The sequence below is a fragment of the Gordonia jinhuaensis genome, assembly GCF_014639795.1.
In the GTDB taxonomy this organism is placed as follows: Bacteria; Actinomycetota; Actinomycetes; order Mycobacteriales; family Mycobacteriaceae; genus Gordonia_B; species Gordonia_B jinhuaensis.
In genome coordinates, this window is sequence record NZ_BMGC01000011.1 from 62,778 (window position 1) to 87,958 (window position 25,181).

General features: G+C 65.6%; 19 protein-coding genes, 2 tRNA genes and 2 pseudogenes. 10 read left to right on the forward strand and 13 right to left on the reverse strand.

Features of this window, described 5'->3' with window-relative positions; all coding sequences use genetic code 11:
* Positions 1–78: 78 nt before the first annotated feature.
* From IEW22_RS09770 to rpmH, 9 genes are all read right to left on the reverse strand, one after another.
* Positions 79–750, reverse strand: coding sequence for a hypothetical protein (locus IEW22_RS09770; protein ID WP_188586422.1), 672 nt, complete (start codon positions 748–750; stop codon positions 79–81).
* A 108-nt stretch (positions 751–858) separates the two neighbouring features.
* A complete protein-coding gene (locus tag IEW22_RS09775) occupies positions 859–2,136 on the reverse strand; it encodes a ParB/RepB/Spo0J family partition protein (protein WP_188586423.1) in 1,278 nt (425 codons plus the stop codon).
* Positions 2,133–3,068, reverse strand: a complete 936-nt coding sequence (locus IEW22_RS09780; RefSeq protein WP_188586480.1) for a ParA family protein — start codon at positions 3,066–3,068, stop codon at positions 2,133–2,135. The genes IEW22_RS09775 and IEW22_RS09780 overlap by 4 nt, the downstream gene beginning before the upstream one ends.
* Before the next feature lie 76 nt (positions 3,069–3,144).
* On the reverse strand, positions 3,145–3,894 hold the full coding sequence (rsmG, locus tag IEW22_RS09785; RefSeq protein WP_188586424.1) for a 16S rRNA (guanine(527)-N(7))-methyltransferase RsmG: 750 nt from the start codon (positions 3,892–3,894) through the stop codon (positions 3,145–3,147).
* Positions 3,895–3,999: 105 nt separating this feature from the next.
* Positions 4,000–4,656: a Jag family protein gene (locus tag IEW22_RS09790; protein ID WP_188586425.1), complete on the reverse strand. Its 657-nt coding sequence runs from the start codon at positions 4,654–4,656 to the stop codon at positions 4,000–4,002.
* 171 nt (positions 4,657–4,827) lie between these two features.
* Positions 4,828–6,192 (reverse strand): membrane protein insertase YidC, encoded by a 1,365-nt coding sequence (gene yidC, locus IEW22_RS09795; RefSeq protein ID WP_188586426.1) that lies wholly within the window; start codon positions 6,190–6,192, stop codon positions 4,828–4,830.
* A 268-nt stretch (positions 6,193–6,460) separates the two neighbouring features.
* Positions 6,461–6,811: a membrane protein insertion efficiency factor YidD gene (yidD, locus tag IEW22_RS09800; RefSeq protein ID WP_373284163.1), complete on the reverse strand. Its 351-nt coding sequence runs from the start codon at positions 6,809–6,811 to the stop codon at positions 6,461–6,463.
* Positions 6,808–7,260: a ribonuclease P protein component gene (gene rnpA, locus IEW22_RS09805; RefSeq protein ID WP_188586427.1), complete on the reverse strand. Its 453-nt coding sequence runs from the start codon at positions 7,258–7,260 to the stop codon at positions 6,808–6,810. The genes yidD and rnpA overlap by 4 nt, the downstream gene beginning before the upstream one ends.
* Before the next feature lie 150 nt (positions 7,261–7,410).
* Complete coding sequence (gene rpmH / locus IEW22_RS09810) at positions 7,411–7,554, reverse strand: 50S ribosomal protein L34 (protein ID WP_188586428.1); 144 nt, start codon at positions 7,552–7,554, stop codon at positions 7,411–7,413.
* A gap of 723 nt (positions 7,555–8,277) precedes the next feature.
* Here rpmH and dnaA point away from each other — a divergent pair.
* The 10 genes and pseudogenes from dnaA to IEW22_RS09860 all read left to right on the forward strand — a co-directional run bounded on the left by dnaA (position 8,278) and on the right by IEW22_RS09860 (position 21,380).
* Positions 8,278–9,933: a chromosomal replication initiator protein DnaA gene (dnaA, locus tag IEW22_RS09815; protein ID WP_188586429.1), complete on the forward strand. Its 1,656-nt coding sequence runs from the start codon at positions 8,278–8,280 to the stop codon at positions 9,931–9,933.
* Between the two features lie 827 nt (positions 9,934–10,760).
* Positions 10,761–11,930 carry a DNA polymerase III subunit beta gene (dnaN, locus tag IEW22_RS09820; protein WP_188586430.1) on the forward strand — a complete coding sequence of 390 codons (1,170 nt, stop codon included), beginning with the start codon at positions 10,761–10,763 and terminating at the stop codon, positions 11,928–11,930.
* A gap of 105 nt (positions 11,931–12,035) precedes the next feature.
* Positions 12,036–12,926, forward strand: coding sequence for a phosphogluconate dehydrogenase (NAD(+)-dependent, decarboxylating) (gene gnd, locus IEW22_RS09825; RefSeq protein ID WP_188586431.1), 891 nt, complete (start codon positions 12,036–12,038; stop codon positions 12,924–12,926).
* A gap of 1 nt (position 12,927) precedes the next feature.
* The gene (recF, locus tag IEW22_RS09830; RefSeq protein WP_188586432.1) at positions 12,928–14,157 is read left to right on the forward strand and encodes a DNA replication/repair protein RecF; all 1,230 of its coding nucleotides are present in this window, start codon (positions 12,928–12,930) and stop codon (positions 14,155–14,157) included.
* A gap of 16 nt (positions 14,158–14,173) precedes the next feature.
* Complete coding sequence (locus IEW22_RS09835; RefSeq protein ID WP_188586433.1) at positions 14,174–14,764, forward strand: DUF721 family protein; 591 nt, start codon at positions 14,174–14,176, stop codon at positions 14,762–14,764.
* Positions 14,765–15,172: 408 nt separating this feature from the next.
* Positions 15,173–17,205, forward strand: a pseudogene (locus IEW22_RS09840) (DNA topoisomerase subunit B).
* A gap of 74 nt (positions 17,206–17,279) precedes the next feature.
* On the forward strand, positions 17,280–19,769 hold the full coding sequence (gene gyrA / locus IEW22_RS09845) for a DNA gyrase subunit A (RefSeq protein WP_188586434.1): 2,490 nt from the start codon (positions 17,280–17,282) through the stop codon (positions 19,767–19,769).
* Between the two features lie 354 nt (positions 19,770–20,123).
* Positions 20,124–20,993 carry a DUF3566 domain-containing protein gene (locus IEW22_RS09850; RefSeq protein ID WP_229742383.1) on the forward strand — a complete coding sequence of 290 codons (870 nt, stop codon included), beginning with the start codon at positions 20,124–20,126 and terminating at the stop codon, positions 20,991–20,993.
* 78 nt (positions 20,994–21,071) lie between these two features.
* Positions 21,072–21,145, forward strand: a tRNA-Ile gene (locus IEW22_RS09855).
* Positions 21,146–21,307: 162 nt separating this feature from the next.
* Positions 21,308–21,380 (forward strand) — tRNA-Ala (locus tag IEW22_RS09860).
* A 559-nt stretch (positions 21,381–21,939) separates the two neighbouring features.
* Here the strand turns inward: IEW22_RS09860 and IEW22_RS20550 are convergent.
* The 4 genes and pseudogenes from IEW22_RS20550 to IEW22_RS09880 all read right to left on the reverse strand — a co-directional run.
* Positions 21,940–22,980 (reverse strand): annotated as a pseudogene (locus IEW22_RS20550) (recombinase family protein); the annotation flags it as partial.
* Positions 22,981–23,377: 397 nt separating this feature from the next.
* Positions 23,378–24,028 carry a hypothetical protein gene (locus IEW22_RS09870; RefSeq protein ID WP_188586436.1) on the reverse strand — a complete coding sequence of 217 codons (651 nt, stop codon included), beginning with the start codon at positions 24,026–24,028 and terminating at the stop codon, positions 23,378–23,380.
* An 83-nt stretch (positions 24,029–24,111) separates the two neighbouring features.
* Positions 24,112–24,669 carry a single-stranded DNA-binding protein gene (locus tag IEW22_RS09875; RefSeq protein ID WP_188586437.1) on the reverse strand — a complete coding sequence of 186 codons (558 nt, stop codon included), beginning with the start codon at positions 24,667–24,669 and terminating at the stop codon, positions 24,112–24,114.
* Between the two features lie 89 nt (positions 24,670–24,758).
* Positions 24,759–25,061: a hypothetical protein gene (locus IEW22_RS09880; RefSeq protein ID WP_188586438.1), complete on the reverse strand. Its 303-nt coding sequence runs from the start codon at positions 25,059–25,061 to the stop codon at positions 24,759–24,761.
* Between the last annotated feature and the right edge of the window lie 120 nt (positions 25,062–25,181).

Here is a 25,181-nt window from a genome sequence, read left to right on the forward strand (position 1 = left end):
GCGACGCCAGCTCCTAGACGTATCTCCGCCAGGACCTCAGGTTCGGGAATGTTTCATGTGAAACATTCCCGAACCGCCCTAGACCGCAACCGCGATCCGTTCGCTGCCCGACAGCTCCAGAGTCGCCGCGATCACCAGCTTCTCCAGTGCGAGTTCCACGCCCGCCTTCCAGCCCAGTCCTTCGTCGAGTTCCAACCGGAACCGCGGGAACTTGTGGTGCGGAGCAACGAGATCAAAGCCGGAATCCTTGAGGAAATCCGCGTCGATCATCGCCTCGGCGCAGATGTCGTCGGGGAAGGAGTCCGCAAAGGCCGATCGGATGATCCCGAACGCTTCGATCGCGCGGACGCCACGACTGATCAGATCGTCGATGACCGCATCGGCCAGCGCCACTGCGACGCCCGGCGAATCCGCGACCGTACGTATCGAGGTCAGGATCACCGCATCGGCACTGACCGGGGCGGTCGGAAACCAGCGGGCTCGGGGGACACGACCGGGCGGCGCGTAGAACGCCACTCCCGTCGCTTGCTTCGATTCGCTGTCGACCGCGAGCTGCCCACACGTCCCCCATTCGAGAAGCAACATGGAGATCCATGCTTCCTTATCGAATTCGCTGGCGAACCGTGAGGTTTCACCGGTCGGCGGCGTCTGGGGGACCAGATCCGGATCGACCTCCCAGAAGACACATGTCCGATCGTGTTCTGGGAGATCCTCGAATGCGTCGAGGGTGAGCGGACGAACAGTCACCATGCGGCACAACAACTTTCGGTCAAGATACCCCGAGGTCGGCGCTGTCGCGTCACAGTGACGTTTCGCGCGTGGGTGGTCAGTAGGGGAGTTACACCCATGAAATTCGCCTTACTCCGCTGTCGAGGTCTCCAACAGGTGCACGATCCGTTCGAGATCATCCACCGAGCCGAACTCCACCACAATCTTGCCCTTCCGCTTCCCCAGGCTCACGCTCACCCGGGTGTCGAAGCGATCCGACAGACGTTCAGCGACGTCCTGCAGGCCCGGCATCTGGATCTGGCGACGCTTGGCGGCCGGCGTCGGAGAAGGGGAGTCGCCACGGTTCGCGAGGGTGACCGCCTCCTCCGTCGCCCGCACCGACATACCCTCGGCCACGATTCGAGCGGCCAACGCCTCCTGCGCTTCCGGTCCGCCGTCCAAGGACAGCAGTGCGCGCGCATGGCCGGCCGACAGGACACCGGCGGCGACGCGACGTTGCACGGGGATCGGGAGCTTCAGCAGACGGATCATGTTGCTGATGAGCGGGCGCGACCGACCGATACGGGCGGCCAACTCGTCGTGCGTGACACCGAAATCGTCCAGCAGTTGCTGATAGGCGGCTGCCTCTTCGAGGGGATTCAGCTGCGCTCGGTGGATGTTCTCCAAGAGCGCATCACGCAGCATGTCGCCGTCGGGGGTCTCACGAACGATCGCGGGGATCGCCTCCAGACCCGCCTCCTGGCTGGCCCGCCACCGACGCTCACCCATCACCAGCTGGTATCTCACGCCCCCCGGCGCCGCCTGCGTGGACGGTAGGGCGCGCACCACGATCGGCTGCATCAGGCCGAATTCACGGATCGAATGCACCAGCTCGGCCAGGGCCTCCTCGTCGAAGGCCGTGCGCGGCTGATGCGGATTCGGCTGGATCTCGGCCGGCGGGATCTCCCGATAGGTCGCGATCGCCGCATCGGTGAGTGCGGGCTCTGCGGCACCGTCTGAGGACGCAGTACTGTGTGACGTCGCAGGCGCAGCGGCCGCAGGCTTCCCGTCGTCGGTTTCCGACGACACCGGTTTCACGTGGTCGCCGGGAACCGACGTCGGCGAACCACCCGACGGGGTACTGCTCGTCTGCGCGGGGGAGCTGACGGTTCCAGGAGTAGGGGTTCCAGCAGACGGGGTCGCACCGGACGGGGTCCCACCGATCACCACGTCGGCGGCCGCACTTCCCAGCCGCGGTCCCTCCGATGGCCCGGTGGGGATCAGTGCGGCAAGACCGCGTCCCAGACCACCCTTGCGCTGCGATGCCTTCTTGGTCCCGCCGATCTTCGGTGCCGGCTTAGCGGGCTGGCCACTGTCTGTCTGCGGTGCACCGTCTGTCTGCGGTGCATCGGTGCGATCAGTGCTCATCGGCCGGATCCTTCCTCGGTGGCGGTGTCCGCCCTCATGGCCAGTTCACGGGCAGCGTCGAGATAACTCATCGCTCCACGTGAACCCGGGTCGTAATCGATGATCGTCATGCCATAGCCCGGCGCCTCCGACACCTTCACACTGCGGGGGATCACCGTCGTCAGCACGCGGTCGCCGAAGTGATTACGCACCTCCTCGGCCACCTGGTCGGCGAGCTTCGTACGGCCGTCATACATCGTCAGGAGAATGGTGGACACATGCAGGCCGGGGTTCAGGTGGGCCTGCACCATACTGATGTTGTTCAGGAGCTGACTCACACCCTCGAGCGCGTAGTACTCGCACTGGATCGGGATAAACACCTCACGGGCCGCGACCATCGCATTGAGGGTCAGCAATCCGAGCGATGGCGGACAGTCGATGATGACGTAATCGATGCCCAGTTCGGTGATCACATCATCGTTGAGTGCGTTCCGTAGCCGTGTTTCACGTGCAACCGTCGACACCAATTCGATCTCCGCGCCGGCGAGATCGAGAGTCGCCGGGACACAGTAGAGGTTCTCATTCGACGAGCTCTGCACGATCGTCTCGGCCAGGGTCACCTCGCCGATGAGCAACTCGTAGACGGAGTTGATGTCGGGCGAGCGGTGATCGATACCCAGGGCGGTACTCGCATTGCCCTGCGGATCAAGATCGACGACGAGGACCCGCAGTCCATGCAGCGCAAGACCTGCGGCAATATTGACCGCACTCGTCGTCTTGCCGACGCCGCCCTTCTGGTTGGCCACCGTCATGATCCGCGTGTGCGCGGGGCGGGGGAGTGTCCCCGCACCGCCGGGCATCTTGACCTGACTCGCGCGAGCCGCAGCTGCCGCGATCGGAGTGTCCGCGAGATGATCGCTGAACGCTGTTTCACGTGAAACGGCCGTCGGCATGGTTTCACGTGAAACGGCCTCGCGGGGCACCGTCGATTCATCCGTCACTGCGCCGCTCCTTCGCCGGTCATGATCACTATTCTGCGCCCTTTCCGCCGCGCCGCGCGCGACGTACATGCTCACTCTTCGCCGGTCCGCGGACACCGAGGACAACGGTCGTCGCGGGCTCGATCAACCCTTCACCACACGTGACCACCTCGAGGGCGCGCAGCCCACGTCCCGCGGCAGCGCCGCCATGCTTCTCGATCTCTTCCGGTGCCGATGCACCCTTGATCGCGACCAGTCGTCCGCCATCTCGAAGCAGGGGAGCACTCCACCGGGCCAGCCGATCCAACGGGGCGACCGCGCGTGATGTCACCACATCGGCTTGCCCGGCACGCGATATCACCGCCTTCTCCTCGGCACGACCGCGCACCACCTCGACATCGATATCCAGCTCCGCGATCACTTCGGACAGGAAGTCGGTCCGGCGTTGCAACGGTTCGATCAGCGTGACATCCAGATCTGGTCGAGCGAGGGCGAGCGGGATACCCGGCAGACCCGCACCGCTGCCAACGTCCACAACGCGCACTCCGTTGTCGATGACCTCCCCGATCACTGCGCAGTTGAGGATGTGTCGATCCCACAGCCGAGGGACCTCGCGCGGTCCCAGCAGACCGCGCTCCACACCGGCGTGAGCCAGAGCGTCGTGGTAGGCGATCGCCTTGTCGATGCGATCACCAAAAATCGTGCGTGCGGCTTCCGGAACGGCATCCGTACCCGCGTCGTCCGATGACGACGCGTCATCGTTGTCGGACGTCGACCCCTCATGTTTCACGTGAAACATCCCCTCGTTGCGAAACTACATCGATGTTATTCGCAGGCTTCGAAATGACGAAGTCCCGCAGTGCACAGGCACCCGGGACTTCGTTCATCTCACTCCACTGGGGAGTCAGGATTCGACCGTGAGAACCACCACGCGCCGATTCGGTTCGGCGCCTTCACTCTCGCTGGTCACACCGTCGACCGCGGCAACAGCGTCATGGACGATCTTGCGCTCGAACGGGGTCATGGGGTCGAGCGACTCCCGACCACCCTTGTCGCGCACACGTTCGGCCACCTCGGTACCCAGCCGCGTCAGGCGCGCCCGGCGATCTGCACGCCACTGACCCACGTCGAGCATCAGTCGGCTGCGCTCACCGGTCACCTGCTGCACAGCCAGCCGGGTCAGCTCCTGGAGTGCGTCGAGAACCTCGCCGCCCTTGCCGACCAGCTTCTCGAGATCGTCCCCACCGTCGATGCTGACCACCGCGCGGTCACCGTCGACGTCCAGATCGATGTCGCCGTCGAAGTCGAGTACGTCGAGCAGCTGCTCGAGGTAGTCACCGGCGATCTCGCCCTCTTCGATCAGCCGCTCTTCGTCATCGTCGAGATCATCGTCGGTGGTGTCGTCAGCACTCGTACCAGTGCTGTCGTCCCCGGTTTCGTCGGCGTCGGCCGGCGTCGCCGCGTCCTGACCCGATGGCGTCTCGTCCGTCGCGTCGTCGCCGACTACCGGGGCGTTGGTGTTGTCATCGAGCTGATCTGTGTCGTCCGTCTGCGCAGTCACGTCGTATCACCTTGTCTTTCACTGTGAGTCCCGGAGCGTGCGACCGTCTCCGTGAGTCGGGTCTGGGTTCGATCGGTCTGGGTTCGATCGAGAAGGAGTCGAACGGGCAGTCCCATGCCGTGCACTCCGGCCGGCGGGACCGGACACGGACGACGCGGGAGAACCCGATCGCTACCGCTTCTTGCGGTTGCCGCCGGCCTTCTTGCTCTTGGGCTGACTCTTGTTCGGAGTGTTGCGGGCCTGACCGTTCTTGCTCTGTGTGCCCTTGTTCCGGGCGCCGGTCGGCTTCTGGCCCGGACGTGGCGTCTTGGGTGCCGAGGCATTCCCCGCCGAACCCGAACCACCTGTCGAACCCGTGGCTGATGTCGAACCGCTGCTTGCCGATCCGATCGCCGCCGACGCACCATCGGCGGACGCTTGCTTACGCCCCCACCGCCTGCGCGGGGCGGGGGAGGAGGCTTGCGACTGGGGATCAGAGACAGAGGTGGATGCGTCCGAACCCTCGACGACGCCATCGACCGATGCGCCGTCGGCGGCCGCCTCATCCCACTGGCCACCACCGGATGGGGAACCGGAACCACTCGTCGCCGAACCGCCGCCCTTCTTCGGATTCACCGGTTTGGCGCCGGGCTTGGGGGCGTTCGCCTTGAGCTTCTCGGCTTTGGCGAGCTTCGCCGCCTCTTCTTCCTTGGCGATCTTGCCGAACACGATGTGCTGCTGGCCGTAGGTCCACAGGTTGTTCGACACCCAGTACAGCAGGATCGCGACGGGGAAGAACGGACCCGAGACGAGGATGCCGAGCGGGAACACATACAGCGACAGCTTGTTCATGATGGCCGTCTGCGGGTTCGCCGCCGCCTCAGGACCCTGCCGGGCCACCGACGCGCGGGAGTTCATATGGGTCGCGATGGCCGCGATGATCATCAGCGGGACCACCACATACGAGATCGACAGTCGCGTGAAGTCGATGTCCTCCACGCGGCCGGATGCCACGAAGGCCGTCCACTCCGACTTGGGTTCGGTGATGTACGACGAGAGCGGCACACCGAACAGGCGAGCGTCGAGGAAGTTACGCACCTGCTCGGCGTTGAACACGTAGTTGCCGGTGCTGCGCGTCTCCTGCACCGTCATGCCGAGCTGTCCGACACCGTGACCGGTGCGGTTGAACGAGCGCAACACGTGGAACAGGCCGATGAACACCGGGATCTGCAGCAGCATGGGCAGACAGCCGAGCAGGGGATTGAAGCCGTGCTCGCGCTGCAGCTTCTGCATCTCCTCGGTCATCTTGACCCGGTCGTTGGCGTACTTCTTACGGATCGCCTGCAGCTGCGGGTTGATCTCCTGCATCTTCTTCGTGGTGCGGATCTGCTTCACGAAGGGCTTGTAGAGGATCGCGCGCAGGGTGAAGACCAGGAAGACCACCGACAGTGCCCAGGCGATACCGTTCCACCCCGGGGTGTCGGGCATCATGTGGTCGAACAGCCAGTGCCAGGCCCACATGATGGCCGAGACGGGGTAGTAGATGAAGTTGAGCACTGTGTCAGGTACTCCTCACTGAAATGCCTTCGACGGTCGGAATGTCCGTCTGTGACAGCTGATGAAAATCTGGTGGCCGGTAGGCGGGTCAGCGCCGGCTGGTCGGGCTCGGTCGGGTCGGGTTCACGGGAGTCGGCCTACATGCGCTTGCGCTGCACCTGTATCCCACGCGCCCGTCCCCAGGCATCGGATCCCCCCGGCGTCAGTTCCCCATGGTCTCATCCGCTCCGTCGGTCTCCTGTGGTGCGGGTGGCACCCCGATGGCGTCTCACGCATCTCGGGTCCTTCGCTCAGGCACCGGGTCGTAACCCGGCTTGTGCCACGGGCCGCATTTCAGCAGACGCACCACCGATAGCCACCCACCGACGATCAGACCGTGTGTCTGGAGTGCCTCCACAGCGTACGCACTGCACGTGGGATAGAACCGGCACGAAGGAGGCCGCATCGGCGACACCCAGGTCCGGTACAGCTCGATCACGAAGACCACGGCCGTCACCGGCCATCGCCGGATCCGAGTTCGCCAGGTGCTCGCTGCACCGGACTGCGCCGTTGCCGGACCATCGGGTGCGGTCTGCGGTTCCGACTCGATCGTCACCGCATGTGATTCCGGCGCGGTCACGACTGTCCCACCTTCTGCGAAACGTCCACGGAGTCGTCCACAGCGTCATCGGCTGACACAGCCGCAGGCGACAGGGCAGCGGCCTTACGCAGCGCTCGACGCACCTGCGCGGTGAGATCTTCGACGCCACGGTCGGCAGCCGAAGGGAAGGCGCGGATCACCACGCGAGCCTCGGCCACGGTGTCACCGGCCACCGATGCGCAGGCGACGCGGAGCCGCCGACTCACGGCGTGTCGTGTCACCGCATTGCCGACCTTCTTGCTCACAATGAAACCGAACCGTGCGGGCGCGGGCGTTGCCACATCGACACGTCGCCCGCTGACATCGGGCCACTCGGCCGGCGGGATCAACACATGGACCACCAGATCATGCACTTTCACCCGGACGCCGCGATGCAGCGTCCGGGTGAAGTCAGAACTCGCAGTCAGCCTGCGGGAAGTCGTGAGCACCTGGTTCAGCAGACGTTCGACCGCACACCATCGATGCCGGCGCACCGGACAATCAGTTCCCGTCGAGCAGATCGACACGAATCAGATCGACGTGGATCAGATCGATGTGCGATCAGAACAGCAACGCAGGTGGGGTCACGCAGATCTGACTCAGGCGGTCAGGCTCGAACGGCCCTTACGACGACGGCCGTTGACGATCGAACGACCGGCGCGGGTCCGCATACGCAGACGGAAGCCGTGCACGCGTGCGCGGCGGCGGTTGTTCGGCTGAAAGGTGCGCTTGCCCTTGGCCACGACAGAACTCCTTGTGCTGGCGGGTCGCGGCGGCGCGCCGCGTCCTCGTGTGGGTAGGTCTCCTGCCCGGGAGTTCGACTTTCGCTCCCGCAGGCGACCACGGGAATACGGGCACACTGATGCGGGCGCGCGGAATCATGCCACTCCGGGCGACCAATTGAGAGTACGCAGCGCCGCCGAACGGGTCAAACCGCCGTGACCTCTGGTGCGACCAGCGCCGGACCCGGCGGTCACACTCACCGACCACCACCGAACCCACATTCAGGCTCACAACCAGGCCGCACCCGGACGACGCAACAGCATGGTCGCAGGTCAGCGTCGAGGTCTCGACCACTACCTGAGGATCTGCCGCGTGGGGTTGAGGCCGACCAGAAAACCACCGGGGAACTGCACAAACGCGATCCGCGGCCACGGTCGAGAGCCGGTGATTCTGCCCGCGATTTTGTGGGGACTGAAGGTTTCGGCCAAGCTGATCGCGAATCGGCGCTATCGGTTGTGCTGACTGATCCGCTTCTGTTAATTTTCTTCATTACACGGATCGGGGGTCACCCCCGATAGCACCGGCCCCTCCTGTCGACGGGGCCGGATCATTTCTGCTGCACACAGTTGTCCACACCTGTGGATAACTGTGTGGACAATTGGGGACGCGTGGGGGGTTCTGACACTGCGATGGATGACCCCACGGTTGCCGAGTCCCACCCTCAGGCACGAGTATCTACATCCATGGGTTCGGAGCGAGGGTTCGACGGGCAAGACGCATTCGCCGGTGTGTGGCAGCGGGTGGTCGCCGAACTCAACAATGACTCCCTCACCGACCATCCTCCGCTGTCTCGCCAACAAAAGGCCTGGTTGTCGCTGGTTCAGCCGCTGACACTGACCGAGGGATTCGCACTGCTCGCGGTGCCGACACCACTCGTGCAGGAGCAAATCGAACGCGGACTCCGTGAACCGATTCGCGCAAGTCTGTCGCGGATCATCTGCGAATCGGTGGACCTCGGTGTGCGCGTGTCGCCGTCGGCAGCCCCGGCCCCCACACCACCTGTGGACAACTCTTCGCAGGCCGACCTCGCAACCGGCGACCACGGTTCGCCGGATACCTCGGTCGCCACACCGGACGGATCGGCACCAACCGGATCGCCGGGATCGGGCGCGGCCTACGACTCCGACTTCGCCTTCACCCATCAGCCGGCCCGTCCGGCACCGACGCCGGGTGATCCAACCTATTCCTCGACCGCCGAGACCTTCGCCTCGCGACCCGATCCGGCTCGTACGGGCGACTGGACCAGCTACTTCGACCCAGCCTCGCCCCAACCGACGACATCGGCGTCGGCGCGCGGCACCGCGGAGACGAGCAGTCTGAGCCCGCGGTACACCTTCGACACCTTCGTCATCGGCGCCTCCAACCGCTTCGCCCATGCGGCCGCGGTCGCGGTCTCCGAGGCACCGGCGCGCGCCTACAATCCGCTGTTCATCTGGGGTGAGTCGGGTCTGGGCAAGACACATCTGCTGCACGCGGCCGGCCACTATGCACAACGACTGTTCCCCGGGATGCGCGTCAAATACGTCTCCACCGAGGAATTCACGAACGACTTCATCAACTCGCTGCGCGACGACCGCCGGGTGGCGTTCAAACAGCGCTACCGCGACGTCGACGTACTGCTGGTCGACGACATCCAGTTCCTGGTGGGCAAAGAAGGTATCCAGGAGGAGTTCTTCCACACCTTCAACACCCTGCACAATGCGAACAAGCAGATCGTGGTGTCCTCCGATCGACCGCCGAAACAGCTTGCGACACTGGAAGATCGGCTGCGCACCCGCTTCGAGTGGGGGTTGATCACGGACGTCCAGCCGCCGGAGCTGGAGACCCGGATCGCGATCTTGCGCAAGAAGGCGCAGATGGACCACCTCAAGGTCCCCGACGACGTGCTCGAATTGATCGCCTCGAAGATCGAACGCAACATCCGCGAACTCGAGGGTGCGCTGATCCGCGTCACAGCGTTCGCATCGCTCAACAACGCCGAACTCAACGAGGGTTTGGCAGAGATCGTGCTCAAGGCACTGCTGCCCGACAGTTCCGGACTCGAGATCTCGGCACCGGCGATCCTGGCGATCACCGCCGAGTACTTCGGCATCACGGTCGACGAACTTCGCGGGCCCGGTAAGACCCGGTCGATCGCTCAAGCGCGTCAGATCTCGATGTACCTGTGCCGTGAACTCACCGATCTCTCGTTGCCGAAGATCGGTGAGACCTTCGACCGCGACCACACGACGGTCATGTATGCCGATCGCAAGATCCGCAAGGAGATGGCCGAACGCCGCCGCGTGTACGACCATGTCCAGGAGCTGACCGCGCGTATCAAGCAGCGCTCCCAGCGCTGACGCGACGCCCATCGCCCACACACGGGCATCACCACAACCGTCGGTCCTGGCGCACACGCTCATACGGGCCGCACCGCACTGATTCAGCCCGCCCCCTCACCTTCACAGACCCCTAGAGGCCCTCAGCGCCCCGCTGAGGGCCTGTTTGCCACTCCCGGCCTCCTCACCCCGGTGAAAATCCGTCCATCGACGGCCGTCGGCACATCAGACGCACGCCGATCCCGATGACGCACGCCCGCCCGTCGGGCCGACGGCCGACGGCCGAACTCTCCGGACACCGGTCAACCCTCAAGCACCAGGCGAGAGTTTTCCTCGAGGCGAACCCACCGCCGATCTGTGACAAAGGAGAAAATTGTTCACTTCAGGGAGTTGTCCAGAGCTGTGGATAACTCGGTGGATAAGGTGGACAACCTGTGAATCCCCCGTGCAGTTCCGCAACACAAGCTCGGCGATGCGAGAACTGTCCGCATTCGATGCACGTACTGTCCACGCCGCGTCCACATCGGTGTCATCCCGGTGACCTGCATTGAGCACCGGTAGTCCACAGATTTCACACCCGCTACTACAACTACTGAGAATCTCTTCTGGGAATATCTTTCAAAAGAAGCGGCTGTGCAGAACCGATCCAGCGCGCGGCCCGGCCCGGATCACCGAGCCACGACCAGATCACGCCCCCACACCCGGAGTGTGAGTTCGTCGTTTTAGAGTGGAACCCCACCGACGGCACAGGCGAGTTCGTGTCCTGGCGCCGCCACTGCGGTCGACGCATGCCCTACGAGCTGGTCCACACGCGCTGACCTGGTGAAACCGAATGGAGTTGGAGAGACGTGAAGTTTCGTGTGACTCGGGATGAGTTCGCTGATTCCGTCGCATGGGTGGCCCGTAGCCTGCCCAGCCGCCCGCCCGTCCCGGTCCTGGGATGTGTCGTCCTCACCGCCGCCGACGCGGGGCTGACCATCGCGGGCTTCGACTACGAGGTCTCCACCCAGGTCCAGGTCGCCGCCGAGGTCGCCGACGAGGGCGAGGTGCTCGTCTCGGGCAAGCTGCTGGCCGATATCACCAAATCTCTGCCCAACAAGCCCGTCGACGTGTCACTCGACGGCGCGCGGGTTGCCATCTCGTGTGGCAGTGCGCGCTTCTCCCTGCCGACCATGCCGGTCGAGGACTACCCGCAGCTGCCCGAACTGCCCTCGGTCACCGGTTCGGTCACTGCGGAGGTGTTCTCCCAGGCCGTGTCCCAGGTGGCCGTGGCCGCCGGTCGCGATGACACCCTGCCGATGCTCACCGGCATCCGGATGGAGATCGAGTCCAACACGATCGTGCTCGCCGCCACCGACCGTTTCCGTCTCGCCGTACGCGAATTCGAGTGGGAGCCGGTGTCCTCCGAGGTCACCGCCGCAGTGCTGGTTCCGGCGAAGACCTTGGCAGATGTCGCCAAATCCGTTGCCGCCGAGAGTGGTTCGGAGGTCTCATTGGCCATCGGTGCTGCTGGCAGTGTCGGTAGCGACGGTCTGTTCGGCGTGGTGGGCGCCGGGCGTCAGACCACCAGCCGACTCCTCGACGCGGAATTCCCCAAGTTCCGTCAGCTGCTCCCGCCCAGCCACACCTCGATGGCCACGATGGAGATCGCCGCGCTGACCGAGGCCATCAAGCGCGTGTCGCTGGTCGCCGAGCGTGGTGCCCAGGTGCGCATGGAGTTCTCCGAGGGATCGGTCACGCTGTCCGCGGGCGGTGACGACGCCGGCCGCGCCGAGGAAGAGCTGCCGGTCTCCTTTTACGGTGAGCCGCTCACGATCGCCTTCAACCCCGGATATCTCCTCGACGGTCTGTCGGCGATGACATCATCGGTGGTGGAGTTCGGATTCACCACGCCCAGCCGTCCGGCGGTTTTGCGTCCGGCCACCGAGGAAGAGCCGGTCGCCGACGAATCCGGTGCGTTCCCGGCGCCGAACACGCCCTATACCTACCTCCTCATGCCAGTGCGTCTGCCCGGCTGATCGTGGAGGATTGAGTAGGTAGCGGCTATACCGCCGCGACTCCTCGCGACACGGTCGATCCCGGCGGGATCGGGCCGCCCGCACCACGACGAAAGGTCTCGCCTCATGCAGCTCGGTCTGGTCGGTTTGGGAAAGATGGGCGCCAACATGCGTACGCGCGTGCAGGCGGCGGGGATCGATGTGGTCGGCTACGACCCGCGCCCCGAGGTCACCGACGTCGCATCGTTGTCCGAACTCAAAGACAAGCTCTCCGCGCCGCGCATCGTCTGGCTGATGGTGCCCTCGGGTGATCCCACCAGGGAGAACGTGAAGCAGCTCGCCGACATCCTCGAGCCCGGCGATATCGTGATCGACGGCGGTAATTCGCGGTTCACTGATGACGAACCGAACGCTACGTTGTTGGACGCCAAGGGAATCCACTACCTCGACTGTGGTGTCTCCGGTGGCGTGTGGGGTCTGCAGAACGGCTACGGCCTGATGGTCGGCGGCGACAAGGAGCATGTCGCAACCGCGATGCCGATCTTCGACGCGCTGCGGCCGGAGGGTCCGCGAGAAGAAGGCTTCGTCCACGCCGGCCCGGTCGGTGCGGGGCACTACGCCAAGATGGTGCACAACGGTATCGAATACGGGCTGATGCAGTCCTACGGCGAGGGCTACGAAATGCTCACCGCCGAGCCGCTCATCGAGGACGTGACCGGCACGATCAAGGCCTGGACACGCGGAACGGTGGTGCGTTCGTGGCTGTTGGATCTGCTGGTCCGCGCCCTCGAAGAGGATCCCGGACTCACCGAAATCTCCGATTACACACCGGATTCCGGTGAGGGGCGGTGGACCGTGGAGGAAGCGATCAACCACGCCGTCCCCCTCAATGTCATCTCCGCAGCGCTGTTCGCCCGGTTCGCCTCACGTCAGGAAGACGGTTCGCCGACCCTCAAGGCGGTGTCTGCGCTGCGCAACCAGTTCGGCGGACATGCGATGAAGGCCGCCGAGCACTGACGTGTTCATCCGTTCGCTGACGCTGCACGACTTCCGGTCGTGGACCGACGTGACCGTCGATCTGCGACCGGAGCCGACCATCTTCGTCGGACGTAACGGATTCGGCAAAACCAACCTCCTCGAAGCGATCGGTTATCTGACCACGTTGCGCTCACACCGGGTCAGCACCGACGCGCCCCTGCTGAGGGCGGGCACGGACTCGGCGAAAATCGCTGCGACCGTGGAGAATTCGGGTCGCGAACTGACGGTCGAGGTCACCTTGTCGGCCGATCGGGCCAACCGGGCCACGATCAACGGGTCGCCGCAGCGACGTACCCGTGACATCCTCGGCGTGCTGCGCAGCGTGTTGTTCGCGCCCGAGGATCTGGCGTTGGTGCGTGGCGAGCCGGGGGAGCGGCGCCGGTTTCTCGACGAGCTTGTGGCCACCCGCGGGCCCCGATGGGCCGCGGCGCGCGCCGATTACGACAAGGTCCTTCGCCAGCGGTCGGCGCTGTTGAAGACCGCGTCGGCCTCCCTGCGCCGTGGTGGATCCGACGCCGCATCCGTCCTGAGCACCCTCGATGTGTGGGATGCCCAGCTCGCCGAACACGGGGCGATGGTGACCGCTGCGCGTATCGAGCTGGTCGCACAGCTGGCTCCGCATGTGATCGGCGCCTACGCCGCCATCGCACCGGCGTCGCGTCCGGCGGACCTGCGCTATCACTCCTCTATCGATGACTCATTGGGCACCCCGATGACGGCGGTCGATTCGGCGCCGGTGGATTCTGTGGCGGTGGATTCTGTGGCGGCGAGTGTCGACGACATCGCCGCGATGATGCTGGAGCGTCTGAAAGCGGTGCGCGACAAGGAGATCGAACGCGGCATGTCGCTGGTCGGCCCGCATCGCGACGATCTCGAACTCATCCTCGGCGACCAGCCGGCCAAAGGTTTCGCCAGCCATGGCGAGTCGTGGTCACTGGCGTTGTCGCTGCGTCTGGGATCGGTGGAACTGTTGCGCGCCGAGGGTACCGAGCCGGTGGTACTGCTCGATGACGTGTTCGCCGAACTCGACGCCGCGCGCCGGGCGAAGCTCGTGGAGTTCACCGACGACGTGGAGCAGGTGCTCATCACCGCCGCCGTGGGCGAGGACATCCCGGCGGGTCTGCGCGGCCGCCGGCTGGCAGTGGACGTCGACGAATCCGGCGGTTCCCGACATTCGGTGCTCACCGACATCGGTACGCAGGTCGCATGAGCGGGGGACAGATCGTATGAGCGGCGAACACCACGATCCGGCATCGGGTGCGCGTGATGCTGCCTCCTCACCCGACTCCACAGTCGGTGCCGAGGCCGGTGAACTGCGCGGATACGATCTGGCGCGCAAGGTGCTCGAGGATGCGCGTGCTCAGGCGCGTGCCGCGGGCAAGTCGGTCGGCCAGGGCCGCGCCTCACCGCCGCGTCGGCGCTCGACCACTCGTCGGCGCTGGTCGGGAGCGGGCCCCGACGGCCGTGATCCGCAGTCGCTGGGCACGCTGGCGGCATCGATCGCACGCTCGCGCGGCTGGCAGTCCCAGATAGCCCAGGGTGCGGTCTTCGGTGCGTGGAGCTGGATCGTCGGACCCGACATCGCCGCGCACGCCGAGCCGACGTCGTTGCAGGACAAGGTATTACACGTCCGTGCGGAATCGACCGCCTGGGCCACCCAGCTGCGGCTGATCCAGTCGCAGATCATCGCCAAGATCGCCGCGTCGGTCGGCGACGATGTGGTGACCAGTGTGCGGGTGACCGGACCGCAGGCGCCCTCGTGGCGCAAGGGGCCCCGCCACATCGCCGGCCGAGGTCCTCGCGACACCTACGGCTGAGGACTTTCCCGGTGTACGGCAACGGGGCGTCAATGGCCCGAGAACCCGTTTTCGTGACGTGGTGGTCAAGCGCGCGCGGCTGAATCGAAAAAAATCGGCCAGGAGAGCAATCAGCGGCCACGGATGCCTATTCCTTGTCATGTTCTGGACGGGGAAGGCAGTACACTAGGAGGAGTTGCCCCGAAGGGGGGCATACCGCAGTACCCGGACACGGACGGCGACACCTCGCCGGCACGTGGAGAACAGGTCACGAGCACCGCATCAGACAGGGTCTCATGAGGGCATTGGATCCTCGAACCCGTGCTGATCGGCGTGCGTGTCGGTTCCATCGTGCCTGCTCTCGTCGTGCCGCTCGCGTTCCATCACGGGTACCCCGGTGCGAACACCAGTGAGGAGCGGACGCAAGTCGTGGCCGACACCAGCGATAGCAACCGATCGAAGAAGTCCGGTGGCAAGTCCGCCGCCAAGGGATATGACGCCGATTCGATCAGCATCCTCGAAGGACTCGAGGCGGTGCGTAAACGCCCCGGCATGTACATCGGCTCCACCGGAGCGCGTGGTCTTCATCACCTGATCTGGGAGGTCGTCGACAACTCAGTCGACGAGGCGATGGCCGGCTACGCCAGCCGAGTCGACGTGACGATCCTCGAGGACGGTGGCGTCGAGGTGGTCGACGACGGTCGTGGCATCCCGGTGGGGATGCACGCCACCGGTGTCCCCACGGTCCAGGTGGTGCTCACCCAGCTGCACGCCGGCGGCAAATTCGATTCGGACTCCTATGCGGTGTCCGGCGGCTTGCACGGCGTGGGCATCTCGGTGGTCAACGCGCTGTCGACCAAGGTCGAACTCGAGATCGCCCGTGACGGTTACAACTGGTCGCAGACCTACGACCACGCCGAACCCGGTGAACTCGTCAAGGGCTCACCCTCGAAGAAGACCGGCACCACGGTGCGGTTCTGGGCCGACCCCGAGATCTTCGAGACCACCGACTACGACTTCGACACCATCGCGCGCCGACTGCAGGAGATGGCCTTCCTCAACAAGGGCCTGACCATCACCCTCACCGACAAACGTCCGGCCAAGGTCGAGGTCGGCGACGCCGAGGATGTCGAGGAAGCCGCCGCGATCCGCAGCTCGGACGAGGCACTCGAGGCCGCGGGCATCCCGCTCGACGGTGAGTCCGAGCTCGCCGACGCAGGCGAGGCCGCACCCCCGGCCGACCAGGCCGCGACACCGGCCGCGTCCAAGCCGAAGACCAAGACCCGCACCTACCACTACCCGGGCGGCCTGCGCGACTACGTCGAGTGGCTCAACCGCACCAAGACCCCGATCCACAAGTCGGTGGTCGACTTCACCGCCCGTGGCACCGGCCATGAGCTCGAGGTCGCGATGCAGTGGAACTCCGGCTACTCCGAGTCGGTGCACACCTTCGCCAACACCATCAACACCCACGAGGGCGGCACGCATGAGGAGGGTTTCCGCGCGGCGCTGACCCGCGTGGTCAACTCCTATGCGCGCGACAAGAAGCTGCTCAAGGAGAAGGACGGCAACCTCACCGGCGATGACATCCGCGAGGGTCTGGCCGCGGTGATCTCGGTGAAGGTGGCCGATCCGCAGTTCGAGGGTCAGACGAAGACCAAACTCGGGAACACCGAGGTGAAGAGCTTCGTGCAGAAGGCCTCTGGTGAACATCTCGAGCACTGGTTCGAGTCGAATCCGGCCGACGCCAAGGTGATCGTCAACAAGGCCGTGGAGTCCGCGCATGCTCGCCTGGCCGCGCGTAAGGCGCGAGAGTTGGTGCGGCGCAAGAGCGCAACCGATATCGGTGGTCTGCCGGGCAAGCTGGCCGACTGCCGCAGCAATAATCCGTCCACATGCGAGATCTATCTGGTGGAGGGTGACTCCGCGGGTGGTTCGGCCAAGACGGGTCGCGATTCGATGTATCAGGCGATCCTGCCGTTGCGCGGCAAGATCATCAACGTCGAGAAGGCGCGGATCGACCGGGTGCTCAAGAATGCTGAGGTCCAGNCACGCTGCTGCTGACGCTGCTGTTCCGGTTCATGCGCCCGCTGGTGGAGCACGGCCACGTGTACCTGGCCCAGCCGCCGCTGTACAAGCTCAAGTGGCAGGGCAAGAATGCCGAGCCGGAATTCGCCTATTCCGATCGTGAGCGTGATGCGCTGCTGGAGATGGGTAAGGCCGCGGGCAAGAAGATCAACGTCGACGACGGCATCCAGCGGTACAAGGGTCTGGGCGAGATGAACCCGAAGGAACTGTGGGAGACCACGATGGATCCGGCGGTGCGTGTGCTGCGCCAGGTGACCCTCGATGACGCCGCCGCGGCCGACGAGCTGTTCAGCGTCCTCATGGGTGAGGACGTGGTGGCTCGCCGCTCGTTCATCGCACGTAATGCCAAGGACGTCCGATTCCTCGACGTGTAGCGGTGCGCCCGGCGGCCCCTGGGGTCGCAGGTCTGCACGCCGATGTCGAATCTCGCTGACAAGAAAGAGTTTTCATGACCGACACCACTCTGCCGCCCGACACCGGTGACGGCGGCGACCGCGTCGAACCCGTAGACCTTCAGCAGGAGATGCAGCGCTCCTACATCGATTACGCGATGAGCGTGATCGTGGGCCGTGCGCTGCCCGAGGTGCGTGACGGCCTTAAACCCGTACACCGGCGCCTGCTGTATGCGATGTACGACGCCGGCTTCCGGCCAGATCGCTCGTATGTCAAGTCCGCCAAGCCTGTTGCCGAGACGATGGGCAACTACCACCCGCATGGCGACTCGGCGATCTACGACGCCCTGGTGCGTCTGGCACAGCCGTGGGCGATGCGCTACCCACTGGTCGACGGACAGGGCAACTTCGGCTCGCGCGGTAACGACGGCCCGGCCGCGATGCGTTACACCGAGGCTCGCCTGACGCCGCTGGCGATGGAGATGCTGCGCGACATCGGCGAGGACACAGTCGATTTCACCCCCAACTACGACGGCAAGACACTCGAGCCGACAGTTCTCCCCAGCCGCATCCCCAACCTGTTGATCAACGGGTCGGGCGGCATCGCGGTGGGTATGGCCACCAACATCCCGCCGCACAACCTGCGTGAGGTGGCCGATGCGATCTTCTGGGCACTCGACAACCACGAGGCCGACGAGGAAACGACTCTCGCCGCCTGTATGGAACGGGTGAAGGGACCCGACTTCCCCACGGCCGGACTCATCGTGGGTAGCCAGGGGATCCGTGACGCCTACACCACCGGTCGCGGTTCGATCCGTATGCGCGGCGTGGTCTCCATCGAGGAGGCCAAGGGCGGTGCGACTCAGATCGTCATCACCGAACTGCCCTATCAGGTGAACCACGAGAACATGATCCAGTCGATCGCCGAACAGGTGAACGAAGGAAAACTCAAGGGCATCAGCAAGATCGAGGATCATTCCTCCGATCGTGTGGGTATGCGCATCGTGGTCACGCTGCGTCGCGACGCGGTGGCCAAGGTGGTGCTCAACAACCTCTACAAGCATTCGCAGCTGCAGACCAGCTTCGGTGCCAACATGCTCTCGATCGTCGACGGCGTGCCGCGCACCCTGCGGCTCGACCAGATGATCCGGCTCTACGTCGCCCACCAGATCGACGTGATCGTGCGTCGTACCCGCTACCGGCTGCGCAAGGCCGAGGAGCGCGCCCACATCCTGCGCGGGCTGGTCAAGGCTCTCGACGCCCTCGACGAGGTCATCGCGTTGATCCGTGCCTCGGCCGACACCGAGACCGCACGCACCGGGTTGATGGGTCTGCTCGACATCGACGAGGTGCAGGCCGATGCGATCTTGGCCATGCAGCTGCGTCGCCTGTCGGCGCTGGAACGCCAGAAGATCATCGACGAGTTGGACGAGATCGAGCGCGAGATCGCCGATCTGAAGGACATTCTCGAGCGTCCCGAACGTCAGCGCGCCATCGTCCACGACGAACTCACCGAGGTGGTGAGCAAGTACGGCGACGACCGGCGTACGCAGATCGTGGCCGCCGACGGCGACGTGACCGACGAGGATCTGATCGCCCGCGAAGACGTGGTCGTCACGATCACCGAGACCGGATACGCCAAGCGCACCAAGACCGATCTGTACCGCAGCCAGAAGCGCGGCGGCAAGGGCGTACAGGGTGCCGGCCTCAAGCAGGACGACATCGTGCGGCACTTCTTCGTGACCAGCACACACGACTGGCTGCTGTTCTTCACCACGAAGGGCCGGGTGTACCGGGCGAAGGCCTATGAGCTGCCCGAGGCCAACCGCACCGCACGCGGTCAGCATGTGGCGAACCTGCTGGCATTCCAGCCCGAGGAGCGCATCGCCCAGGTGATCCAGATCAAGGACTACCACGAGGCGCCGTATCTGGTGCTGGCCACGCGCAACGGCCTGGTGAAGAAGTCCAAGCTGGAGGACTTCGACTCCAACCGCTCCGGTGGTATCGCCGCGATCAACCTGCGTGGCGAAGATGAGCTCGTCGGTGCCCAATTGTGCAGTGCCGATGACGATCTGCTGCTGGTGAGCAAGCTGGGTCAGTCGATTCGCTTCTCGGCCAACGACGAGACGCTGCGGCCGATGGGTCGGCAGACCTCGGGTGTGCAGGGGATGCGCTTCAACGGAGACGACGAGTTGTTGTCGCTCAACGTGGTTGCCGAGGGCACCTACCTGTTGGTGGCCACCTCCGGCGGGTACGCCAAGCGCACTCCGATCGAGGACTACGCGTCGCAGGGCCGCGGTGGTAAGGGTGTTCTCACCATCCAGTACGACCCCAAGCGCGGAACGCTCGTCGGTGCGATCATCGTCGACGACGATTCGGAGGTGTATGCGATCACGTCGAACGGCGGCGTCATCCGCACCATGGCCAAGCAGGTGCGCAAGGCCGGACGCCAGACCAAGGGCGTTCGCCTGATGAACCTGGATGAGGGGACTATCCTCTTGGCCATTGCCCGCAACGCCGACGAACCCGAACAGGCCGGGGAGTAGCGCTTCCACGCATTACCCTGCAGGCGAGCACTAGTCTGCAAGGGAGCACCGACGGTGTGATCCGTCGGGGGATCGAGCGAAGGATACGGACAGGTGACGACACCCAACGAGCCCGATGACCGTTCGGCGCAGACGCCGCAGTCATCGCGCGGACCGGCGTCTTCCGGCGCACCGGCTGCCACCGGTGACACCGGAGCGACGAACGGTGGGAGTCAGTCACCGTCCGGGTCCGGCGGGCCGGATGCGGCCGGTACCTCGAACGCTGCAGGAACGTCGAATACCGCAAACGGAACTCGCACGAGCAGCGGCAACGGGGCTCGACCCGGTTCACCGCCGCCGTGGGAACGTGGGAATGTGGGTCCCGGCAGCTCGAGCAACGGTTCAGACGCATCTCCCGCCTCGGCGACCAGACCTCTGGTCACCGGCACCGCCGCCGCGCGGATCCTCAGCGGCGGCTCGGCCTCCTCGGGCGGATCGGCTGGTCCGGCGCCGATCAACCGGGTGGACGCGACCGGGGCCCTGCATCCGCGCAACGGTGAGCATGCGACGTCCAGCGGGGCGAACGGTCGGGAGAGCGAGCACGGTCGTGCCACGCTCACCGGCCGGGTGATCGACAGCCCGACCCACAACATCGAGCGCTCCAAGGCTCCCGACAACCTGCCCGACCTCGACGCGATCCATCACACCCGCCCCGCTCCGGCTCCCGCCGGCGCGGCCGTGGGTGCGGCGGCCGGGACAGCAGGCGGTGGGTCGGCGGGCGCTGCCGGCGGGGACGTCGGCGGGTCTGCCACGCGGGCGACCACGTCGTCGGGGTCCTCGGGCACCGCACGGCCGGTCTACTCGTCACCGACGCATGCGGGGCCGTTGCGCGCGGCGGTGCAGCTGCGTCGCGTCGACCCGTGGTCGGCGTTCAAAATCTCCGCGGTGCTGTCGGTCGCCTGTTTCTGCGTCTGGATGATCGCCGTCGGCATCTTGTACCTGGTACTCGACGGGATGGGCGTGTGGGACTCGCTGAACAGTTCGTTCGGCACGCTCGTGTCAAACAGTGACGGCTCCACCGCGTCGTATGAGATCTCGGCCGGCACCGTGTTCAGCATCGCCGCCTTGATCGGCATCGCGAACATGGTGTTGTTCACCGCGTTGTCGACCATCGGTGCGTTCATCTACAACCTCACCGCTGACCTCGTCGGCGGTGTCGAGGTGACCCTGGCAGATCGCGACTGACGGTCCCGATTCGCACCGCCTCTACCAGGCGTTTTGTGAGTTGGCGGGGTTGTCGGGTAATCTTCCACCTCGGTTCAAGGGCCTATAGCTCAGGCGGTTAGAGCGCTTCCCTGATAAGGAAGAGGTCGGAGGTTCAAGTCCTCCTAGGCCCACTGGGACACCCGAACTCGATACCGATCGGGAGGCCACGATGAAGGTCCTCGCAGTACTCGCAGCGCTGGTCGCGGCGGTGTGCGCGGGACTGGCCATCGAGGCCCATCGGAACATCGAGGTCTGGCACGTCCCGACCAGGATGCCGGACTGAGGTTCGGCACGGGGCCTTAGCTCAGTTGGTAGAGCGCTGCCTTTGCAAGGCAGATGTCAGGAGTTCGAATCTCCTAGGCTCCACCGTAGTTGACGTACTCGAACCCCCGACATGCGAAAGCGTGTCGGGGGAGAGTGCGTTGAAGGGCTCGGCGAGTTCGACGGTGGGCTGCTCGTCTTCGCCGATGTAGATCTTGTCGAAGAATGCCTGGTTCGCGAGACGCTTTGCTTCGTCGTCCGACTGCCGGTACATCGTGGCGCAGTACGTGAGCAGCTTCATGGCGCTGGTGAGGTACTTGCGCTGCCCGGTGTACTGCTCGTGATCGTTCTCGAGCTTGCGGTCGATCTCGGCGAGCCCAGTGCGGATCCGGTCCTGATGACGCTTCAACGTGTCGAGGTCGATGGCGTCGGCGAAGTGCGCGGCGAGGAGCTTCTCGCTCTCGGCTTCGAGCCGCTTGCGGTTCGCGGTGAGCTCGGCGAGTTCCTGGGAACGCGTGGCCATCCGCTCGTCAAACGCGGCATCGACCTGCTTGGCCAGTTCCGTGTAGGTGGCCTCGCTAATCCCGATCCGCTGGTAGGAGGTCTGGACAAGGTCTTCGGCGATCCCGACGGGAACGGCCTTGCGGGTGCAGGTGGTGCGCTTGCTGGTCCGGCCGGAGCAGACGTAGTAGGCGTAGCGGATCCCTTGCTTGTTCCGGGCGAAGTCCAGGTGAAGGCGGGACTTGCAGGTCGCGCAGTACAGGATCCCCTTCAGGGGGTGCTCGTGCTTGCGGAACCGGACGTCGGCGTGCGCGCGGGAGTCCAGGAGTCGCTGCACCCGCTCCCACACCTCAGTGTCGACGATGGGCGGGTGATTGCCGTCATAGACGGCTCCGTTGTAGCGGATCCGCCCGATGTAGTAGGGGTTGCGCAAAAGCTTGAAGAACCCGGACTTGCTGACCGGCTTGGACGGCCGCTGCGGCGTAGCCACGGTCGTCAGGCCGCGGGCGGTGAGGTCGGTGAGTATCTTCTCGACCGAGGTGTCGCCGGCGGCGTAGACGGCGAAGGCCCACTGGATCAGCGGCGCCCGCTCCGGGTCGACCTCGACGGTGCGGTATTCGCGGCCCTCCTCGCTGTGCTTGCGGACGTTGAGGTAGCCCAGCGGTGCCCGCCCGGGAGTGCCGCCGGTAGCGATCTTCTGGGTCAGGCCCTTGGTGACCTCGGCGGCGAGGTTCTTGGAGTAGAACTCGGCGATCGCGGACATGACGCCGTGCACGAGCGTGCCCGAGGGGGTCTCGTCGATGCTCTCGGTCACCGAGACGAGGGTGACGCCGGCCTCGATGAGGGCACGCTGGATCTCGAGGTCGACGAGCCGGTCACGGGCGAGCCGGTCGAGCTTGTGGACGATGCAGTACGTGACCTGGTGGGTCTTGATGTACTTGAACATCCGCTGCAGATCCGGGCGTTTGAGCGTGCGGCCGGAGTAGCCGGGATCGACGAACTCCTCCACAACCGCGGCGCCGAGTTCGTCGGCCTTGCGCTGATTGGCCTGCCGCTGGGCCGGGATCGAGAAGCCCTCGCGCTGGCCGCCCTTGGCAGCCTGCTCCTCGGTCGAGACTCGCTGGTACGTGATGGCGGTCAGGTGGAAGTTCTCCAGATCCAGTGGCCGTCCTGCGGTGTATGCGGTCGTCATGACATCCTCCATCGCCCCCGGTAACCGATCGCGTCGGTGCCGGACCGGGTCGAGAGTGGTTCATTGTTCCTTGGGTTCGCCCTTGTTCGCGAGCGATTCTGCGCCTGACGATCCGCACTCGCGTCCGGGCCCACCGGGCCGCGTGAGCGTGGCCGCACGGTGCTGCGACTCAGCCAGGTGCAGGACGAGGTCAACGAGCCGTTCCATGTCCGGTTCGTCCCGCACGACCGGGTCGGCATAGAGCCGACGGCCGGTGGACTGATCGCTGTGACGGGTCATGCCCATCAGGTACGGGAGCCGCCAGGAGACGCCCGCTTGCCGCGTAGAGGCGCGGATCGCTGACCCAGACGCACGAGGTCGGCCGGGACGATTGCCATCCCGGCCGACCTTTGCAGCGACATCTCCTCGCCTATTCGTCGTCGATGATCTCGCGCATGGCGGCATCCTGTTCCTCGCCGCGGGTGCGCACGGCGTCGAGGACGAAGGCGACGAAGTCGGCGCTGCGCTCGGTGACGGGGAGCTCGGCGGTGCCCGGCGGCGTCCAGCCGTCGGCCTCACCGCCAGGCCAGGCGGTGATCCGGGTGGGCCGGTCGCGGTCGAGGCGGCTGCCGGAGATCGAGACCCAGTCGCGCAAGCGCTCCCGGGCGGCGACGAAGTCGTTGTGCCAGACGACGCCCATGTTGCCCTTCGCCTGCTGGTCGTAGCAGATCAGCCAGTGCTGCCGCAGCGCGGACAGCTCCCAGAGCAGCTCCGGGTGGCGGTGCCACATGGGCGGGATGATCTGCGGCGGCAGCCCGTAGGTGTGCCGGAGCCAGTCGACCCATTCGTTCAGCGCGAGGAGTTCCTGCTCGAGGTCTTCGGGGGTCAGGGCGTCCCAGTTGATGGTGCGCGGCACGGTGCCGAGCTGGGTACGGAGGTCCTTGGCGTATTCGGCCTGGACCATCCGCTTGACCTGCTGCAGCACTCCGGGCGGCAGGCTCTCCAGATCCGGCGGAGCCGACCCGCCGCTGGGCTCGCTGCCGCTGGTCGGGTCATCGGGATCCCGTGGGGTTGTGCTCATGATGGTTCCTCCTCACCGAGGCATCGGACCGAACGGTGCGGGGCGGCCAGGAGAAACTGGCCGCCCCGCACGTTGCCGGGTGCTCATCGGGCGACGGGCTCGCGTTCCTGTGCCGATGCGGCCGGGCTGGAGACCGGTTCCGGGGTGACCTGGGACGCGCGCCGGGCGAGCACATCGGCCACCGGGTCGGGCTCCTTCTCGGCGGTCTCGGGATCCACGGCCGGCGCGTCCTGGCCGCTGCTCTCCCGTGCGGTGGCTTCGGCAGCGGGGGTCTCCCGCTCGTGCTGCGGGGTGCGGTCGATGCTGAAGGTGGTGATGTTGCCGTTCGGGCCGATCGTGCTGGCCCGGAACTGCTCGCGAGTCACCTGCTCGCCCTCGACGTTCTGCGTGTACGTGCGCTCCTGGCCCTGGGCGATGAAGTTGTCGCCCTTCTGGTAGGTCGCGTGCGCCCGCTCGGCCGAGGGGCCGAACATGATCAGGTCGGTGAAGTACGGCTCGACCTCGTGGAAGTTGCCCTGATCGTCGCGCTCGGCGTCCTGGTGGAGGCCGACGCGGGCGTAGAAGCGGGCGTCGCCGTACCGGGTGAAGGTCAGGGTCGGGTCGGATGCGATGAACCCGGACACGCCGGGCTTGGTCGGCATAGGCATACCGAGGTCTCCTCTCAGATCTCGCCCGGCCCTGCGCCGGGTCACACGTCAGGTACGGGCCACAACCACCCGGCGACGATCCGTCAGTGCGCGCGCTGGAGGAGCTGCTCGATCTCGGCCCGGTCCGCTCGCAGCTGGGCGGCGTCGCGGCGGGCGGTCCAGGGACGCAGGGTGGCGATGATCGGCCGGGCGGAGCGGAGCATCACGACCCCGGTGCCGAACGGGAGGGTCCTCAACACCGCGGGTGGCATGATCGGGATCCGCCTGATCGACCTCTGGTTCGAGTGCGCGCCGTAGGCGTCGGTGGTGACGGAGTCGGTGGTCTCGTCGGTCGGGCCGCCGAGATCCGGCAAAGGACTGCATGTGGTCGTGAACGGATCTGGCATCGGCGGTGGAGGGGTTCTACCAGCAGATGTTCCCCAATCCAACTGAAGCACGGGCCCAGGCGCTCCCGCTCACGCAGCTTGACGGGGACGGCCCGCACCGTCTCTTGGAACTCCGCCCGC

Bases quoted from the DNA above. Each gene is read 5' to 3' on its own strand.
- IEW22_RS09770 (WP_188586422.1), bottom strand. From the start codon at position 750: ATGGTGACTGTTCGTCCGCTCACCCTCGACGCATTCGAGGATCTCCCA.
- IEW22_RS09775 (WP_188586423.1), bottom strand. From the start codon at position 2,136: ATGAGCACTGATCGCACCGATGCACCGCAGACAGACGGTGCACCGCAG.
- IEW22_RS09780 (WP_188586480.1), bottom strand. From the start codon at position 3,068: ATGCCGACGGCCGTTTCACGTGAAACAGCGTTCAGCGATCATCTCGCG.
- rsmG (WP_188586424.1), bottom strand. From the start codon at position 3,894: ATGTTTCACGTGAAACATGAGGGGTCGACGTCCGACAACGATGACGCG.
- dnaA (WP_188586429.1), top strand. From the start codon at position 8,278: ATGGGTTCGGAGCGAGGGTTCGACGGGCAAGACGCATTCGCCGGTGTG.
- gnd (WP_188586431.1), top strand. From the start codon at position 12,036: ATGCAGCTCGGTCTGGTCGGTTTGGGAAAGATGGGCGCCAACATGCGT.
- IEW22_RS09835 (WP_188586433.1), top strand. From the start codon at position 14,174: ATGAGCGGCGAACACCACGATCCGGCATCGGGTGCGCGTGATGCTGCC.
- gyrA (WP_188586434.1), top strand. From the start codon at position 17,280: ATGACCGACACCACTCTGCCGCCCGACACCGGTGACGGCGGCGACCGC.
- IEW22_RS09870 (WP_188586436.1), bottom strand. From the start codon at position 24,028: ATGAGCACAACCCCACGGGATCCCGATGACCCGACCAGCGGCAGCGAG.
- IEW22_RS09875 (WP_188586437.1), bottom strand. From the start codon at position 24,669: ATGCCGACCAAGCCCGGCGTGTCCGGGTTCATCGCATCCGACCCGACC.
- IEW22_RS09880 (WP_188586438.1), bottom strand. From the start codon at position 25,061: ATGCCAGATCCGTTCACGACCACATGCAGTCCTTTGCCGGATCTCGGC.